18 protein-coding genes are annotated in these 16,518 nt (G+C 40.7%); all 18 read left to right on the top strand.

The annotated features are described in order from the left end of the window. Nucleotides 1-25 precede the first annotated feature (25 nt). The 18 genes from prfB (at nucleotide 26) to FC24_RS03820 (ending at nucleotide 16,495) form a co-directional block, all read left to right on the top strand. Nucleotides 26-1,145, top strand: a protein-coding gene (prfB, locus tag FC24_RS03905) for a peptide chain release factor 2 (protein WP_157059077.1) whose coding sequence is annotated in 2 segments (ribosomal slippage) — nucleotides 26-97 and nucleotides 99-1,145 — 1,119 coding nt in all. Because the reading frame shifts where the segments join, the coding sequence is not laid out codon by codon here. 217 nt (nucleotides 1,146-1,362) lie between these two features. Next, nucleotides 1,363-2,526 carry a PDZ domain-containing protein gene (locus FC24_RS03900; protein WP_057873571.1) on the top strand — a complete coding sequence of 388 codons (1,164 nt, stop codon included), beginning with the start codon at nucleotides 1,363-1,365 and terminating at the stop codon, nucleotides 2,524-2,526. A gap of 15 nt (nucleotides 2,527-2,541) precedes the next feature. Further along, nucleotides 2,542-3,246 (top strand): response regulator transcription factor, encoded by a 705-nt coding sequence (locus tag FC24_RS03895; protein ID WP_057873570.1) that lies wholly within the window; start codon nucleotides 2,542-2,544, stop codon nucleotides 3,244-3,246. Continuing rightward, nucleotides 3,233-4,954: a two-component system histidine kinase PnpS gene (gene pnpS / locus FC24_RS03890; protein WP_057873569.1), complete on the top strand. Its 1,722-nt coding sequence runs from the start codon at nucleotides 3,233-3,235 to the stop codon at nucleotides 4,952-4,954. Before FC24_RS03895 ends, pnpS begins: the two co-directional genes overlap by 14 nt. A gap of 156 nt (nucleotides 4,955-5,110) precedes the next feature. Then, nucleotides 5,111-5,977: a phosphate ABC transporter substrate-binding protein PstS family protein gene (locus FC24_RS03885; RefSeq protein WP_057873568.1), complete on the top strand. Its 867-nt coding sequence runs from the start codon at nucleotides 5,111-5,113 to the stop codon at nucleotides 5,975-5,977. Between the two features lie 35 nt (nucleotides 5,978-6,012). Then, a complete protein-coding gene (gene pstC, locus FC24_RS03880) occupies nucleotides 6,013-6,936 on the top strand; it encodes a phosphate ABC transporter permease subunit PstC (protein ID WP_057873567.1) in 924 nt (307 codons plus the stop codon). Beyond that, complete coding sequence (pstA, locus tag FC24_RS03875) at nucleotides 6,933-7,817, top strand: phosphate ABC transporter permease PstA (protein WP_057873566.1); 885 nt, start codon at nucleotides 6,933-6,935, stop codon at nucleotides 7,815-7,817. Before pstC ends, pstA begins: the two co-directional genes overlap by 4 nt. A gap of 12 nt (nucleotides 7,818-7,829) precedes the next feature. Then, complete coding sequence (gene pstB, locus FC24_RS03870) at nucleotides 7,830-8,639, top strand: phosphate ABC transporter ATP-binding protein PstB (RefSeq protein WP_057873565.1); 810 nt, start codon at nucleotides 7,830-7,832, stop codon at nucleotides 8,637-8,639. A gap of 13 nt (nucleotides 8,640-8,652) precedes the next feature. Next, entirely contained in the window at nucleotides 8,653-9,414 is a 762-nt protein-coding gene (pstB, locus tag FC24_RS03865) for a phosphate ABC transporter ATP-binding protein PstB (protein WP_057873564.1), read from the top strand. A gap of 39 nt (nucleotides 9,415-9,453) precedes the next feature. Further along, complete coding sequence (phoU, locus tag FC24_RS03860) at nucleotides 9,454-10,128, top strand: phosphate signaling complex protein PhoU (protein WP_057873563.1); 675 nt, start codon at nucleotides 9,454-9,456, stop codon at nucleotides 10,126-10,128. A gap of 403 nt (nucleotides 10,129-10,531) precedes the next feature. Continuing rightward, nucleotides 10,532-11,989, top strand: coding sequence for a daptomycin-sensing surface protein LiaX (gene liaX / locus FC24_RS03855; RefSeq protein ID WP_057873562.1), 1,458 nt, complete (start codon nucleotides 10,532-10,534; stop codon nucleotides 11,987-11,989). A gap of 57 nt (nucleotides 11,990-12,046) precedes the next feature. Continuing rightward, nucleotides 12,047-12,304: a PspC domain-containing protein gene (locus FC24_RS03850; protein ID WP_057873561.1), complete on the top strand. Its 258-nt coding sequence runs from the start codon at nucleotides 12,047-12,049 to the stop codon at nucleotides 12,302-12,304. Beyond that, complete coding sequence (locus FC24_RS03845) at nucleotides 12,304-12,579, top strand: hypothetical protein (protein ID WP_057873560.1); 276 nt, start codon at nucleotides 12,304-12,306, stop codon at nucleotides 12,577-12,579. The genes FC24_RS03850 and FC24_RS03845 overlap by 1 nt, the downstream gene beginning before the upstream one ends. Then, nucleotides 12,579-12,926: a phage holin family protein gene (locus tag FC24_RS03840; RefSeq protein WP_057873559.1), complete on the top strand. Its 348-nt coding sequence runs from the start codon at nucleotides 12,579-12,581 to the stop codon at nucleotides 12,924-12,926. The genes FC24_RS03845 and FC24_RS03840 overlap by 1 nt, the downstream gene beginning before the upstream one ends. A 224-nt stretch (nucleotides 12,927-13,150) precedes the next feature. Further along, nucleotides 13,151-14,149: an HPr(Ser) kinase/phosphatase gene (hprK, locus tag FC24_RS03835; protein WP_057873558.1), complete on the top strand. Its 999-nt coding sequence runs from the start codon at nucleotides 13,151-13,153 to the stop codon at nucleotides 14,147-14,149. After that, nucleotides 14,149-14,961 (top strand): prolipoprotein diacylglyceryl transferase, encoded by an 813-nt coding sequence (gene lgt, locus FC24_RS03830; RefSeq protein ID WP_057873557.1) that lies wholly within the window; start codon nucleotides 14,149-14,151, stop codon nucleotides 14,959-14,961. Before hprK ends, lgt begins: the two co-directional genes overlap by 1 nt. A gap of 31 nt (nucleotides 14,962-14,992) precedes the next feature. Then, nucleotides 14,993-16,006: an NAD(P)H-dependent glycerol-3-phosphate dehydrogenase gene (locus FC24_RS03825; RefSeq protein WP_057873556.1), complete on the top strand. Its 1,014-nt coding sequence runs from the start codon at nucleotides 14,993-14,995 to the stop codon at nucleotides 16,004-16,006. Between the two features lie 93 nt (nucleotides 16,007-16,099). Beyond that, a complete protein-coding gene (locus FC24_RS03820) occupies nucleotides 16,100-16,495 on the top strand; it encodes a tetratricopeptide repeat protein (protein ID WP_057873555.1) in 396 nt (131 codons plus the stop codon). Nucleotides 16,496-16,518: the final 23 nt, after the last annotated feature.

Here is a 16,518-nt window from a genome sequence, read left to right as displayed (position 1 = left end):
TTTTTTAACGGGAAGGATTATAGCGATGGAATTAAGTGAAGGAAAGCAAATTTTAGCAGAAATAGCAAATAAATTAGCGCAATTTAGGGGGTCACTTTGACCTTGATGATTTAAAAGAGCAAATTGCTGAAAATGAAGCGCGGATGGCCCAGCCAGGATTTTGGAATCAGCAGGCCAAAGCACAAGAATTGATTAGTCAAACTAATGCTTTGAAAACTAAGTACGATACATTTCAACAATTACAGCAACAGTATGATGAATTGACAGTTTCAGCAGAGCTGTTAACAGAAGAGGCTGACCCGCAGTTAGCAAATGAATTCGCAGTGGGGATTAATAAGTTACAACAGCAATTGCAAAAATTTGAATTGAGTCTTTTATTAAACGGCCGGTATGACAGCCATAATGCAATTCTAGAAATTCATCCTGGTGCTGGTGGCACTGAATCCCAAGATTGGGGTGCCATGTTGTTACGGATGTACATTCGTTGGGCAGAGCAACATCATTTTACGGTTGAAACACTGAATTATGAAGCTGGTGAAGAAGCTGGCGTTAAAAGCGCCACTTTAATGATTAAAGGTCAGGATGCTTATGGCTTTTTACGTTCTGAGCGTGGTGTACACCGCTTAGTCCGCATTTCACCTTTTGATGCAGCAGGACGGCGACACACATCGTTTACATCAGTTGATGTGATGCCGGAATTAGATGATACAGTTAACGTTGACATTAAAAGCGATGATTTACGCATTGATGTTTACCGCGCTAGTGGGGCTGGTGGACAGCATGTTAACAAAACTTCCTCTGCGGTCCGGATTACACATTTACCGACTGGCATTGTTGTCGCCAGTCAAGCGGAGCGTTCACAATTACAAAACCGGCAAACAGCGATGAACATGTTGCGGGCTAAATTATATCAGCGTGAATTAGCTAAAAAAGAACAAGAACGACAACAAATTCAAGGTGAACAAGCAGAAAATGGGTGGGGGTCACAAATACGTTCCTATGTCTTTCAGCCTTATACTATGGTGAAAGATCACCGAACAGGTTATGAAACCGGTAATGGACAAGCTGTTTTAGATGGTGAGCTCGATCCTTTTATCAATGTTTATTTACAACAACAATTAAAAGCAAAACAGTCTCCAGCTTAATAAGCTCAGGTTTTGACAGTATAAACATCGAAAAGCGTGTTCTAGCGTTGTAGCAGTTTACTTGGCATTTAGTCATATGGGTAACTGTTAACTTGGCGAACACGCTTTTTTACTTAAGTACTGATTTTGACGCAATTAGACTTTTGGGATGGATATTTTTTTGCGTTCAGTCATGCTATACTAGCATTAAACCATCAGTTAAGGAGCTTTCCGGTTTATGTTAAGTCAATTATTGATCAGTTTGGTGACTCAGCCATTAATTTGGGGCGGGTTATTAGCTGGTTATTTCGTTAGTCGCTACCGAATTCACAGTGAACGGCGGCTTTTTCACATTGCAATTGATAGTCAATTAAAAGAGTTTAAAACTTTTTGTTTTTACAGCGCATTTTGGGGTGTCATTTTGTCGCTGCTATTTTTCTTCATTGGTTTAAAATTACCTGCTAGTTTTTGGTTGCTTTATCAGATTAGCGGTATCGGGGCACTTTTTTTAGCGGGCTTAGTGATCTGGCCCTCTGCAACTTTGTTAGTGGCGATTGGCGCCTGGCTACTGTTATGGCAATTAACTAGTTCGGTTCCATTTTCTTTCATGCCCACCGCTATCTTTACGGATTATTCAGCGGTCAATCGTGTGATGGCCGCTAGCCTTTTTCTTTTGCTGACTTTAAGTGCGTGGCTAAGTGCACTGTTACGGCAGCGTTATGCACTGAAAAATTTGTCGCCACGAATTTCTCGCAGTCACCGTGGGCGGCGAGTCGGTTACTTTAAGACACAGCAATTGGCTTTGATTCCGTTAGTTTTTCTAGTTCCTGGAACTAAAATGACTGCTGGGTTATGGCAGTGGACGACGCTGCACCTGGCTGGCACAGACTACCATTTACTTGTTTTACCATTGTTGGTCGGTTTTTTAATCACAATTCGGCATCAGCTCCCCCAAGCGGTAATTAAACGACAAGTCAAGCTGCAAGTTATTAACGGTATTATTTTCTTGCTAAGCGCAGGATTAGTCTATTTTTGGCCCCAATTATTTATGCCATTATTAGGTCTAGCACTAGTAGTTACCGTGATTAATTGGTTGATAGGTCGTCGGCAAGGGAAAATTGTGCACTACACACAGCCTTTTAATGGGGTGATGATTCTAGGTATCCAACCGGAAACACCAGCGGCTAAAATGGCATTAACGGTTGGTGATACGATTTTAGAGTGTAATCACCGGCCAGTTTATGATGAAGATTCTTTTTATGCTGCACGGATGGCAGATGCAACTTATTGTCATTTGCGGGTTAAATCGTTGTCAGGAGATATTAAAATTACAGAATCAGCTATTTTTTCTGACTCACCGCACAATTTAGGCATTATGACGTTTCCTGAAGCTGTTGAGTAAAAGGGGTTATGCGCGATGAAACGAGTACTAATCGTGGACGATGAACCGGCAATTGTCACTTTACTAGCCTATAATTTAAAGAAAGAACATTATCAGGTAACGACGGCAAATGATGGGCTGACGGCATTAAAGTATGCTTTAAAAATCAAATTTGATTTCATTTTATTAGATTTGATGTTGCCTGAAATTGACGGTTTAGAAGTGACGCGGCGCTTGCGGCAGGAAAAAATCATGACACCAATTATTATGTTAACGGCAAAGGATGCTGAATTTGATAAGGTAATGGGATTAGAAATTGGTGCAGATGACTATTTAACTAAGCCGTTTAGTCCGCGGGAAGTGCTGGCTCGAATGAAAGCAATCAGTAGACGTTTACAGCCAACAACGAAAGCTGATTCCAAACAGCCCATTCAAATCGGTCAGTTGCGCATCTTTCCGGCAGAATATGCAGCTTTTCGGGGCCAACAAAAGTTACAATTGACGCCACGTGAATACGATCTTTTACTTTATTTTGCACAACGTCAGCGACGAGTTTTAAGCCGGGAACATCTGTTAAAGGGTGTTTGGGGTTATGATTTTGCTGGACAAACCAGAATGGTAGATATTCAGATTAGTCATTTACGTGATAAAATTGAACCTGATCCCAAAGCACCGCAATATTTAGTCACGGTACGTGGCTTTGGCTATAAACTGGAGGTGCCCGACCTTGAAGCAAATTAGGCGGGCCGCCTTTTTATTAGTGATGGTTGTTTTATTAGGAACAGGTGGCTTAGTTTTACAACTTAATCGCGTTTATATTCAGCAACAACAAAGTCGGCTGGCAGATAAAGGGCAGTTCTTTCAACGTGAGTTTTCTGCAACAGCACGGGTAACTACTACAAAATTAAAGCAACTACAAGAACAGACTCACGTTAAAGTTGCCGTATTCGACGCGCGTAATCATTTGTTATTTCCAGCTGGTGGGCCCCATGCAGATTTAATTGATTCTGTCATTGAATTTCAGGCTAAACCTAATGCCGGAAAAAGCGAGCAGCTACGTGTTGCAGGGCATTCGCAAACTGCGTATTTATTTAGGCAAAAACCGTTAACTTTTGTTTTGTACACACCACAACAAAATTTGTGGCAACCGTTTTGGTGGCAGGGTGTGGCTTTACTGGGTGCACTCTGTGGATTAGCTGGTTTAAGTGGTTTAATTTTTGCTGGCTACGTTTATTGTGAACGCCGGTCGCTAAGGCGTGTGCAACAGCAGTTAAGGCAAATTGGTAAACAGCAGCCGCCAGCACCAGTTTTACTTAAGCCTAGTGACCATTATTATGCTTTGGAACAAACGATTGCTCAAGTTAATCAACAATTTCAAGCTCAAGTTGCGCTGGCTAAAAATGAACGGCGTAATTTTACACGCTTCATTGATCATCTGACTATTGGCGTTCTTTTGCTGGACATACAAGGGCAAGTTATCGCTCATAATGCGGCTGCTGCTAAAATGTTGGATCAAACAATCAGTCGGGTTCCGCACTCTTATTTAAATGATGTGCATGATTTTACTTTAAGTCGATTAATCAAGCAGGCTTTTGCGACAGAAAAAAGTCAGCACGCCGCGATTAAATTGGTTCCAGAGCCAGAGCGTTATTTGGATGTTAATGTTGTTTGGATGAAACGGCAAACTGTGACAAGTACTTACCAAGTAGCAGTGCTCCTCTATGATATGACGGCCGTTAAACAAATCCAACAGATGCAATTAGATTTTGTCAGCAATGTCAGTCACGAATTAAAAACGCCAGTGACGTCGATCAGCGGCTTTGCTGAAACATTGTTGGCGGGGGCGCAAGATGATCCAAAAGCACGCCAAGAATTTTTAGAAATTATCAACACTGAAAGTAAGCGCTTGGCTGCTTTAATTCAAGATATTATTGCGCTGTCTCGTGGGCAGCAGCAGCCGGCTCGTTTAGAAACTGTGGCATTAAGGCCCACAATTGAGAAATTACTAGTGCCGTTACAACAAACAATTCGACAAAAACAAATTCACGTGCAATTAAATGTGGCACAGTCAGCAAAATTAATGACTGATCGCCAAAAGTTTGAGCAAATTGTTAAAAATTTGATTATCAATGCTTTAGTTTATAATCGCACAACAGGTCAGTTGACGATTACCGCTTATCCACAGAAAAATGGCTGGCAGCTTGATTTTAACGATACTGGTTTGGGAATTGGGGCTGATGATCAAAAACGAATTTTCGAACGTTTTTACCGGGTAGACAAAGCACGGAGCCGACATCAAGGCGGAACGGGTTTAGGCTTAGCCATTGTTCATAATTTAGTCACTATTTTAGGTGGTAAAATACAAGTGACGAGTCAATTAGGCGTAGGTAGTACTTTTAGTTTATATTTTCCGGAAAAACCGCAAGCAGTAAAACTAACTAAAAATTGATTGGTTAACTCATAACTGATAAAGTGTGGCCACACTTTATCAGTTTTTTTGCATTGTTTTGTAAAATTTACCTATTTTTTACATAAATGCCGCTGATAATTTACGTTTGGCCTTTATTCTGAAAGTACAACGAATAAAGGTTGCGGAGGGGTTGCTGTGAAAAAGCCATTTTTACTGATTGCCATGTTAATCGCTAGCATAGTGGGGCTAACTGCTTGCCAGAATGTATCCAAACAAGGTGAATCGATCACAATTGTCGGTTCTTCAGCTTTACAGCCATTAGTTGAAGCGGCAGGTGAACAGTATAGCAACAATCACTTGGGGAAATTTGTCAATGTCCAAGGAGGCGGCTCAGGAACTGGCTTAAGTCAAATTCAAGAAGGTGCAGTTGCGATCGGTAACTCTGATGTTTATGCAGAAGAAAAGTCAGGTATTAAGGCCAAAGAATTAGTTGATCACCGGGTTGCAGTTGTGGGAATTACACCTGTGCTCAATAAAAAAATTGGCGTTAGGAATTTAACCATGGCGCAGTTAAAAGCCATTTTTACTGGTGAAGTCACTAATTGGCGAGAACTAGGTGGTCCTGATCTTCCGATTGTCATCATCAACCGGGCACAAGGCAGTGGGTCCCGGCTCACTTTTGAAAAATGGGTTTTAAAAGGTGCGCAGGCTAAACAAGCTCAAGAGCAAGAGTCAACGGGAATGGTGCGACAAATTGTTGCAACGACACCAGGAGCAATCAGCTACATGGCCTTTTCTTATGTGGATAAAACTGTTGCCTCAGTTAAAGTTAATGGCGTTAAGCCAACGGATCAAAACGTTACCACTAATCGCTGGCCGATTTGGTCTTATGAACATATGTATACAAAAGGACAGCCTAAAGGATTAACGAAACAATTCTTAGCCTATGTTTATAGTTCAGCGGTACAAGACAAGGTATTACCAAAATTAGGCTACATTCCCGTGGCAAAAATGCAAGTTACACGTAGTTTAGATGGCCATGTGCGCGCAATTACGCCTTAAACAAGTAGTGGTATTAATTAAGGGAGGTCAGTGAAATGGATCCAATTCGTCAGCGACTATTAAAAAAATCCCGGCAGGCAAAATTAGAAAAGCGGGGGCGTTTAATCGGGTTGCTCTGCATCAGTCTAATTGTCTTAGTAGTAGTTGCTATCTTTTATTTTGTTGCATCACGCGGCTTAGCTACGTTTTACCATGATAAGGTTAATTTATGGGACTTTTTAACCAAGCAAGTTTGGAACCCTGGAACAAAAGACAGCCATGGTGTCCCTGCGGTAGGGGCATTACCCATGATTGTCGGTTCATTTTTGGTGACTATTTTTGCCGCTTTAGTGGCTACGCCTTTTGCCATTGGTGCTGCTATTTTTATGACGGAAATTTCACCGCGACGAGGTATGCGGATTTTAAAACCAGTGACTGAACTGTTGGTGGGAATTCCTTCAGTTGTCTATGGTTTTATCGGGTTAACTGTTGTTGTACCCGTCATCCGGCGTCTATTTGGTGGTACTGGTTTCGGTATTCTAGCCGGTACTTGTGTTTTGTTCGTTATGATTTTACCAACGGTAACCTCGATGAGCGTTGATGCACTAAAGGCAGTTCCCCGTTATTACCGGGATGCTTCCGCTGCTTTAGGCGCGACAAGGTGGCAGACGATTTATAAAGTTGTTTTACGAGCCGCTATGCCCGGGTTATTAACTGCAATTGTTTTTGGGATGGCCCGTGCTTTCGGTGAAGCTTTGGCGGTACAAATGGTGATCGGCAATGCAGCATTGATGCCACATAATTTGGTATCGCCAGCAGCAACTTTAACTAGTGTACTGACTTTAGGTATTGGCAATACAATTATGGGTTCTTTAGAAAATAATGCATTATGGTCATTAGCATTAATTTTGCTGTTGATGTCTTTAGTCTTTAACTTAGTCATCCGGTGGATTGGACGGAAGGGGGCCGTAAAATCGTGAACGTTAAACGTCAAGATAAACTAGCAACGATTATTCTGTATGTTATCGCTGGGGCAATTATTCTAGTCTTAGTGGCGTTGTTGGCCTTTATTTTAATTCAAGGCTTACCCCACGTTTCATGGCATTTTTTAACGGCACCAGCGCGCGCCTTTGAAGCAGGTGGCGGCATTGGAATTCAATTGTTTAATTCATTTTATTTATTGGTTTTAGCCATGTTGATTTCAGTACCGCTATCTTTAGGTGCAGGAATCTATCTGTCGGAATACGCTAAGAAAAATTGGCTGACAGGATTAATTCGAACCTCTATTGAAATTTTGAGTTCCTTACCTTCAGTCGTTGTTGGGTTATTTGGTTTCTTAATTTTTGTGATTCAATTTAATTTTGGCTTTTCCATTTTATCTGGTGCTTTAGTGCTCACTGTTTTTAATTTACCATTGTTAACCCGCAATGTTGAAGAATCATTGGCCAGCATTTCGCATGCGCAACGGGAAGCCGGGTTGGCCTTAGGTTTATCGCGTTGGGAGACTGTGTTAAAGATCATTGTTCCGGAAGCACTGCCTGGAATCGTCACCGGGATGATTTTAGGCGCTGGACGTGTTTTTGGTGAGGCAGCTGCACTAATTTACACTGCAGGACAAAGTGCGCCTGCTTTAGATTTTACAAATTGGAATCCTTTTTACATTGCCAGTCCACTAAATCCGATGCGGCCAGCAGAAACATTGGCAGTACACATTTGGAAAATTAATTCAGAAGGGATTATGCCCGATGCTGTAGCAGTATCAGCAGGTGCCTCTGCAGTCTTAATTGTCGCGGTGTTAATTTTCAATTTGGTCGCACGTTGGTTAGGTCAACGGTTGTTTAAAAAGATGACTAGTAGTTAAGGGGGCTAGCTGATGCAAGCTTATGATTTAACGCAGACTGCGCTTAAAAAATTTTCGCCAGAAGAGCAGGAAATTGCGTTGAGTACACAAAATTTACGCGTTTTCTACGGAAAGCATGAACAAATTAAAGGTATTGATTTACAATTTCCGCGCTATAAAATTTCAGCTATTATTGGACCATCTGGTTCCGGTAAATCTACTTACCTACGTTCACTTAACCGGATGAATGATGAAGTTAGTAATGCACGGGTGACAGGTAAAATTTGCTACCGTCAATTGGATATCAATCAACGCAATATCGATGTTTTTGAAATGCGTAAGCACATTGGGATGGTTTTTCAGCGCCCTAACCCATTTGCAAAATCAATCTATGATAATATTACTTTTGCACCTAAACAACATGGCTTGAAAGATAAGACAAAGTTGGATCAATTAGTTGAAACAACATTAAAGCAAGTAGGCTTATGGAAAGAAGTTAAAGATAGTTTAACTAAAAGTGCTTTGGCGCTGTCCGGTGGTCAACAACAGCGTTTGTGCATTGCGCGGACAATTGCCATGAAACCAGACATTTTATTGTTGGATGAACCAGCCAGTGCATTGGATCCGTTGTCGACCAGTGTTGTGGAAGATACATTGGCGCAACTGAAGACGCATTATACGATGATCATCGTCACGCATAATATGCAACAAGCGGCTCGTGTCAGTGATTACACTGCCTTCTTTTATGATGGCCGTGCTTTAGAGTATGGCGCAACTAGCCAGATTTTCACGCATCCTGAAATAAAAGCAACAGATGATTATGTGTCGGGACATTTTGGATAAGGAGGCGGCTTTAATGGCGGCAGCACCGATAATTACTAGTCGTGATGTGCATTTATATTATGGCAAGCACGAAGCGTTAAAGGGAATTGATCTAGATTTTAACCCCCAGCAAATTACTGCTTTGATTGGGCCATCCGGGTCTGGTAAATCAACCTATTTGAGATTGTTGAACCGGATGAATGATTTGATTCCCAACATTAAAATCACTGGCGACATCCGGCTTTATCAACAAGACATCTATGCGTCAGATATGGATATTGTCCAGTTACGGAAAGAAGTGGGCATGGTGTTTCAGCAGCCCCATCCTTTCCCTTTTTCAATTTATGATAATGTTGTCTACGGTTTACGTTTAGCTGGGATAAAGGATCGGGCTGTTTTAGATCAAGCGGTTGAAACTAGTTTAAAAGCAGCGGCAGTTTGGACGGAAACGAAAGATATTTTACATGAGAGTGCTTTAGCGCTGTCTGGTGGCCAGCGCCAGCGTGTATGCATTGCTCGTGTTTTAGCGGTTAAACCAGCAGTGATTTTATTAGATGAGCCAACTAGTGCTTTAGATCCCATTTCAAGCAGCAAAATTGAACAAATGCTAGTCGATTTAAAAAAAGATTACACCATTATCATGGTGACACACAATTTGCAACAAGCAGCGCGTGCCTCTGATAAGACAGCTTTTTTTCTGGATGGTCAGTTAGTTGAGCTAAATGATACGGTTAATTTTTTTACTGCACCGGCTAAAAAAGAAAGCGAAGATTATATTTCTGGCCGTTTTGGTTGAGTTGAATGTGCATTGACGTAATTTGGGGAGGGATATGGTATGCGAGAAATTTTCAGTCAAGAATTAAATGATTTACATGTGTGCTTTTCTGAGATGGGCATGTTAGTCAATCAAGCGGTTTATAATTCTGTTAAGGCATTTGTCAATCATGATCGGGAATTAGCGTTAAAGGTAATCCGCAATGATGTGGTGATTAATGAATGTGAGGTGGATATTGAACGGCGTAGTTTTGAAATTATAGCTTTGCAGCAGCCTGTGACTCGTGATTTACGGATGATCGTCACGATTATGAAGGCGAGCAGTGACTTAGAACGGATGGGGGATCATGCTGTCAGCATCGCTAAATCAACCATTCGCGTAAAAGGGAACCGCCGAGTGCCAGAAATTGAGGCTGCAATTGCAACAATGGCTGAAATTGTTAAAAAGATGGTAGAAGCAGTGCTTGATGCCTATGTCAAGCGTGATGACCGGCGAGCAAGAAAAATTGCCCAACATGATCAGCAAGTTAACGAAGCTTTTCAGCGCATTTATGAACGGTGTATCACTGAAATGCAGCAAAATCCAGATACAGTAATCGGCAGTACAGACTATTTATTGGTCAGCACTTACCTAGAACGTGTTGGGGACTATGTAACTAATATTTGCGAATGGATTGTTTATTTAAAAACCAATAAATTAATTGAATTAAATGTGAATAATAAAGAAACATTATAGCGTGATGGCACAAGCGGTTAACTTCTGCGGACTAGCCTAAGGAAGACATGATTTGCGTAGCAAATTGTGTCTTTCTGTAGCTAAACGCAAGAAGTTGCTTGTGCCATCACGTTTAGTGAGCAGCGCATTTTAACTGTCTATAAGTTTTGCGGGTTAGCCTAGTCTAGCTGTCTGATTTGCCAATAAGATAAATTAATGACATCATGGCATTAAAGACGCCGAAAATGAGTTCCACCAAATAGCGGAGGGCAAAATCCATCTTAGGGCCTATGCTTTTTATGACAATCAAAGCGATAATAAATATACGGCAAATAATAAAAGATGAACGTCAGTTTTTAAATGAAGACGCTCAAAATAGACGCTCAGATTTAAGTCCAAGCCGGCGATCAAGGAGGATAAAACCATGAATGAACGTGAACGTATTCTTGATTTAGTCAAACAAGGTGTCATTTCGACCGAAGAAGCCTTGATGTTATTAGAAAATTTAGCACAGGATAAAAGCACGGCAGAACAAACTAAAGCCGATAAAACGACAGAGACAGCGGAGGAACCCACAGAAGACGCGCAAGTTGATCAACAACAACTAGCGGCTGTTCAAGACGAGTTGCAAAAAGTACAAGAGCAGCTAAAACAAGCTGAGCAAGATTTGAAAAAGCAACAAGAACATTTAGAAGTTCTAAATACAATGGAAGATCTTGAGACGCTTTCAGCTGAAAAATTAGCTGATCGGGATCAAACAAAAGAAGCAATTGGCAAAGCAGAAAGCCAACTTGCAATTTTAAAAGATAAAAAAGCGGATTTGCGTAAAAAATTGAATCAATTTCGGCAACTGAAACACCAAGAAGACAAGAAAAAAATAACAGAAAAGCTTAATTTAGGTGATGATTGGCGAGATTCCGCCAGTGATACTTTAAATCAAATGGGTGAAAAGGTTGGCGATGTTAGCAATCAATTAGGCAAATTTATTAAAAACACGGCTCATTCAATTATGGATAACGTTGACTGGAAAGAAGTTAACGTTAAAGTCCCTGGTATTGCAACCACTAAATTTGAACATGATTTTATTTATGAAAATGCCACTGCGACTATTTTAGATGTTAAAGTCGCAAATGGAGACGTGAACTTTAAACGTTGGGACCGACCAGATATTAAGGTCAGTGCACAAGTTAAATTATTTGGTAAAATGGAATCAGAAAGTCCGTTGGAAAACTTTTTACAACGTAGTGAATTAAATAATACTGCTGACACATTAACGTTTAAAGTACCTAACAAACGAATTCAGGCTGATTTAACTTTTTATTTGCCACAGCGGACTTATAACCACACGACCATTAAATTACTAAACGGTGATATTGCCATCGATGATTTTGAAGGTGATGATCTCTACATTAAAAGCACGAATGGTCAACTAACTTTCACCGGTGTTAATGCTTCAATGCTTGAAGTAGAAGGAATTAATGGCAACATTAAAGTAGCTGGTGGCCGGTTGATCGATACGTTAATCAACACAGTTAATGGTCAGATCCGGTTGCTCAGTAATATTGAATCAGCAGAGTTGACGACGGTTAATGGTGATGTTAAAACAACATTAACTGAAACTACGCTGACTAAATTAGTAGCAAGTTCGGTTAATGGTAATGTCAAAGTGGCACTACCGGTAGATTTAGCAGTGACTGGACACAGTAAAACGCGGTTTGGTGCGATTAAATCGCGGTTAAGTGAGATCACCATCAGAGATCAGCGGCATAACACGGGAAACTCTATTTACGATTTTGAGCGTAACCTCAATGAACCACCTGCTAAATTGGAATTGACAACAACTTCTGGTAACATTTTATTAAAAGATACGCAAACAAATTAAAAACGAACGGGATAACTAAGTAACCGGCAATGAATCTAGTGATGAGGGGCGAACTAAATGAAGGGCAAACGATTATATAAATCAGATCAACGTGTCATCAGTGGTGCGTTAGGCGGGATTGCGGAATATTTTAATCTTGAACCAGGCTTGGTGCGGATTATTTATACTGTTGTGAGCCTTTTTTCAATGGGATTCCCTGGGATTACGCTGTACATTATCTTGATGTTAGTAATCCCCGAACGGCCACAAAGCGGGGATTCAATAAATGAACAACAAGCGACGCATACTGAAGACGATGATTGGAGTGATTTTTAATGTCCTTTTTATTTTTACTCTTCTGTATTCCTTTTATGGTGTTACTTTTTTTCTTACTAGTATTTTTATGGTTGCCACTACGGTTGTTAGCAGGCCCGTTACTGATTTTAGGGATTTTCTTACTGTTACGTCGTTCAGCACATAAAGGTCCAGAACCATGGCAGCGTTATGGCCGTTCAAATTATCGGCAGCAACGGCATCATAGTCAACGGCGGCCTCGTAAAAAGGCGCGTGATGTTAGAGTCCAAGACGAGGATGATTGGAGTGATTTTTAATGGGGTTTTGGAAACGCGTATTGGTTAATGCACTGATTTTTTTAGCATTAGCGGGTTTCTTTCCCCAAATGATTCATGTTGCTACAGTTTGGGTCGCACTTGGGGCTAGTCTTGTGTTAGGAATTTTGAACGCTTTAATCAAGCCGATTTTATTGATTTTGTCGTTGCCAATTACCATTTTAACTTTAGGCTTATTCAGTATTGTGATCAATGCCTTGATGTTGCAATTAACTGCAGCGTTTGTTGGAACTGGATTTGCTTTCAGTAGTTTTGGTGCATCAATGTTTGCGGCGATTATTCTATCATTGGTCAACGCTATTGTTACCGACCGTTTTGCCCGTTCTTAAATAAAAGGCTGTATTTTAAGCGTACTGAAGTGGTTTGCCTCTTCAGTACGCTTTTTTATAGTTAACCAAGTTTCACCTTAAATAAGTTTGAATATCTGGTAAAACTATTTTTGAACTGTTGTGAATATGGTAAGCTAATTATTAGTGTTAAATTGATTATTAGCGATGAACGGTTAATATATAAAGTAAGTGACTGTATCAGTCAATAGTGAGGAGTTTGTCCTATGGTACAAAGTGTTAAAGTCAATGAATTAGTTGAACAGGCACATTTAACTGTTTATGCCGGAGCTGATTTTTTAAATCGCCGGTTAATTACGGTTAGTGATATTTCACGTCCTGGATTAGAACTAACCGGTTACTTTAATTATTACCCCCATGAACGGGTGCAATTATTTGGTCGAACGGAAATTTCGTTTACTAAAAAAATGACACCAGAAGAACGGTTAATGATTTTTCGGCGGATGTGTGGTTCAGATACGCCAGCTTTTATTATTTCCCGCTCTTTACCGGCACCTAAAGAAATGCTGCAGGCTGCTAAGGAAGCCAAGATCCCCATTTTGGGTTCTAAATTAGCAACAACGCGGTTGTCTAGTTTAATGACAGACTATTTAGAAGGTCGGTTGGCAGAAAGACGTTCGATTCATGGCGTTTTAGTGGATATTTATGGGATCGGTGTTTTAATTACAGGAGCTTCAGGTGTTGGTAAAAGTGAAACGGCTTTAGAATTAGTCAAGCGGGGTCACCGCTTAATTGCTGATGACCGGGTGGAAGTTTATGAGCAGGATGAGCAGACATTAATCGGTGAAGCACCTGCTATTTTACGCCATCTATTGGAAATCCGCGGTATTGGCATCATTGACGTGATGAATCTTTTTGGTGCTGGGGCCGTTCGGAGTGCGACGCCAATTCAAGTGGTGATGCACCTTGAAACTTGGACGGATGACAAAAAATTTGACCGTTTGGGTAATGGTGAAAAGACCATGCAGATTTTTAATGTGAAGTTACCCGAAATTACCATTCCTGTTAAAATTGGCCGTAACTTAGCGATTATTATCGAAGTGGCGGCGATGAACTACCGCGCAAAGGCAATGGGGTATGACGCAGCCAAAACCTTTGAATCAAATTTACAGCAATTAATCGAAAAAAATAGTTTAGAAGATGAAGCTAGTGATGCTTTGCCGAACTCACCAGCGGATCCTAAGAAGGATGGTGGCAAAGCTTGATGTTAGCAGCTTTAGACCCGATTGCTTTGCGGTTAGGTCCTTTAGAAATCCATTGGTACGGCATCATCATTGCCACTGGTGTTGTTTTAGCCGTCATTTTGGCAATGAGGGAAGCACAGCGGCGGCAGGTATCAACTGATGCGTTATTTGATATGATTTTGTGGGCTTTACCTTTCGCACTTATCGGGGCCCGATTATATTACGTTATTTTCCAATGGCCGTATTATGCCGCGCATCCCAGCGAAATTATCGCCATTTGGCATGGTGGAATGGCAATTTATGGTAGCTTGATCGCCGCTGCCATTGTCGTTTTCGTGTTTTGCCGCAAACGTCATTTACCCGTTTGGTTAGTGTTGGATATTGCTGCTCCCACTGTTTTATTAGGCCAAGCGATCGGTCGGTGGGGGAATTTTATGAATCAAGAGGCTTTTGGCGCTCAAACAACGTTGAGTTTTTTGCAAGGATTACATTTACCCGATTTTATTATTCAGCAAATGTATATCAATGGTGCGTTTCGTCAGCCTACTTTTTTATATGAATCAATTTGGGATTTATTAGGTGTTATTGTTTTATTGGCACTGCGGCACCGCAAGCATTTATTTAAACGTGGTGAAGTCTTTTTAACTTATGTCGGTTGGTATGCTTTTGGCCGTTTTTTTATCGAAGGCATGCGTACCGATAGTTTAATGTTGTTTAATACGCTGCGGATTTCACAAGTATTATCCTTAGTCTTTTTCTTTGGTGCGTTAATTTTATGGTGGGCGCGCCGGTACTACCAACCATTGCTACCAGATTATCTGGCTAAACCATAGCCTGATCGCTCAGGGTGAAAGGAAAGTTTTTATGAAAAAAATTGCAGTTTTAGGTGCCGGTTCTTGGGGCACAGTTTTAGCAAATTTGTTATTTGAAAATGGGAACGCGGTAACATTGTGGACGCGTAACCCTAAGCAAGTAGCAGAAATTAATCAGCAACACACCAATCAACATTACCTGCCTAAGTTTCAACTTAATGCTAAATTACCAGCAACGTCAGATTTAACAAAAGCATTGACTGCGGCTGAAGTTGTTTTATTTGTTGTGCCAACTAATGCGACGCGCTCTGTTGCAAAACAGACGGTTAAAGCCTTGGCAGATTTACACATTAAACCGTTAATTGTTCATGCAAGTAAGGGATTGGAACAGCAGACGCATAAACGCTTATCCCGTGTTTTAGCGGAAGAAATCCCCGTGCAGTTACGACAAGCAATCGTGGTATTGTCTGGTCCTAGTCATGCTGAAGATGTTGCTGCAGGTGATATTACATCATTAACGGCTGCTTCGGCGGATTTAAAGACCGCTGAAGTGATTCAGCAATTATTTATGAACGACTATTTCCGTGTTTATACCAATCCCGATGTGGTCGGTGTTGAAATGGGCGCAGCATTAAAAAATGTTATCGCCATCGGTGCAGGGGCTTTGCATGGTTTAGGTTATGGTGATAACACTAAAGCGGCGTTAATGACTCGGGGCTTAGCCGAAATTAGCAGGCTCGGGGCTGCTTTTGGCGCAAATCCATTAACTTTTATTGGTTTATCTGGTGTTGGGGACTTAATTGTCACTTGTACTAGTGTTCATTCACGAAATTGGCGGGCTGGCAATCAATTAGGCCAAGGACAAACACTTAAAACAGTTTTGCAAAATATGGGAATGGTGGTTGAAGGTGTTGCTACCACGAAAGCTGCTTATGAATTGGCGCAGCAAAAAGAAGTGGAGATGCCGATTACCACCGCAATTTATCATGTATTATACCAGCAAAAAGATATCCGGACTGAGATTGCTAATCTGATGAGACGTGAAGGTAAAATGGAATTGGCTTAAAATAAGAAATTTTTTAAAGTAAATGTGCCTAGATATGCTATGATGAATGTAAGCGGTCAAATTGGTTCAATTTAAGGGAGGAAACCAAGTGCCATGGGGGAAGTTATTTCTTTTTTACCATCCTGTGAGTTTTATTTTAATTTAGGAATGACAGCATTTTCTAAGCACCGTTATCGGCAAGCAGTGATTTATTTAAAACGTGCGCAGTCGTTGGCAAAAACAGATGACGATTTTGTTTTTGCTAATTGTCAATTAGCAATTTGTTTACAATATGCTGAACAGTATTATGAAGCAATTCAATGTTTAGAAAAAATTCAACCAGCTTATGAAAAGCAACATCCAGAAATTGATTACTTTTTAGCGACTTGTTACGCCTTTAATAACGATTTTGAGCAAAGTCTCACTGCAGTAAAAACTTATCTAGCCAGTGGCCAGACAGATTTTAAAGCAGAAGCTAAAACATTATTATCTCAATTAGTACGGGCTTAGATCTTCTAACTAAAAGTAAGCAA

It is taken from the genome of Loigolactobacillus rennini DSM 20253, assembly GCF_001436505.1.
GTDB classification, from domain to species: domain Bacteria; phylum Bacillota; class Bacilli; order Lactobacillales; family Lactobacillaceae; genus Loigolactobacillus; species Loigolactobacillus rennini.
The sequence above is the reverse complement of the archived record's forward strand: the minus strand, read 5'-3'. Positions and strand labels throughout refer to the sequence as shown.

Bases quoted from the DNA above. Each gene is read 5' to 3' on its own strand.
- FC24_RS03840 (WP_057873559.1), top strand. From the start codon at position 12,579: ATGGGGTTTTGGAAACGCGTATTGGTTAATGCACTGATTTTTTTAGCA.
- FC24_RS03900 (WP_057873571.1), top strand. From the start codon at position 1,363: ATGTTAAGTCAATTATTGATCAGTTTGGTGACTCAGCCATTAATTTGG.
- liaX (WP_057873562.1), top strand. From the start codon at position 10,532: ATGAATGAACGTGAACGTATTCTTGATTTAGTCAAACAAGGTGTCATT.
- lgt (WP_057873557.1), top strand. From the start codon at position 14,149: ATGTTAGCAGCTTTAGACCCGATTGCTTTGCGGTTAGGTCCTTTAGAA.
- FC24_RS03850 (WP_057873561.1), top strand. From the start codon at position 12,047: ATGAAGGGCAAACGATTATATAAATCAGATCAACGTGTCATCAGTGGT.
- hprK (WP_057873558.1), top strand. From the start codon at position 13,151: ATGGTACAAAGTGTTAAAGTCAATGAATTAGTTGAACAGGCACATTTA.
- FC24_RS03820 (WP_057873555.1), top strand. From the start codon at position 16,100: ATGGGGGAAGTTATTTCTTTTTTACCATCCTGTGAGTTTTATTTTAAT.
- FC24_RS03825 (WP_057873556.1), top strand. From the start codon at position 14,993: ATGAAAAAAATTGCAGTTTTAGGTGCCGGTTCTTGGGGCACAGTTTTA.
- FC24_RS03845 (WP_057873560.1), top strand. From the start codon at position 12,304: ATGTCCTTTTTATTTTTACTCTTCTGTATTCCTTTTATGGTGTTACTT.
- pstB (WP_057873564.1), top strand. From the start codon at position 8,653: ATGGCGGCAGCACCGATAATTACTAGTCGTGATGTGCATTTATATTAT.
- phoU (WP_057873563.1), top strand. From the start codon at position 9,454: ATGCGAGAAATTTTCAGTCAAGAATTAAATGATTTACATGTGTGCTTT.
- FC24_RS03895 (WP_057873570.1), top strand. From the start codon at position 2,542: ATGAAACGAGTACTAATCGTGGACGATGAACCGGCAATTGTCACTTTA.
- pstB (WP_057873565.1), top strand. From the start codon at position 7,830: ATGCAAGCTTATGATTTAACGCAGACTGCGCTTAAAAAATTTTCGCCA.
- pstC (WP_057873567.1), top strand. From the start codon at position 6,013: ATGGATCCAATTCGTCAGCGACTATTAAAAAAATCCCGGCAGGCAAAA.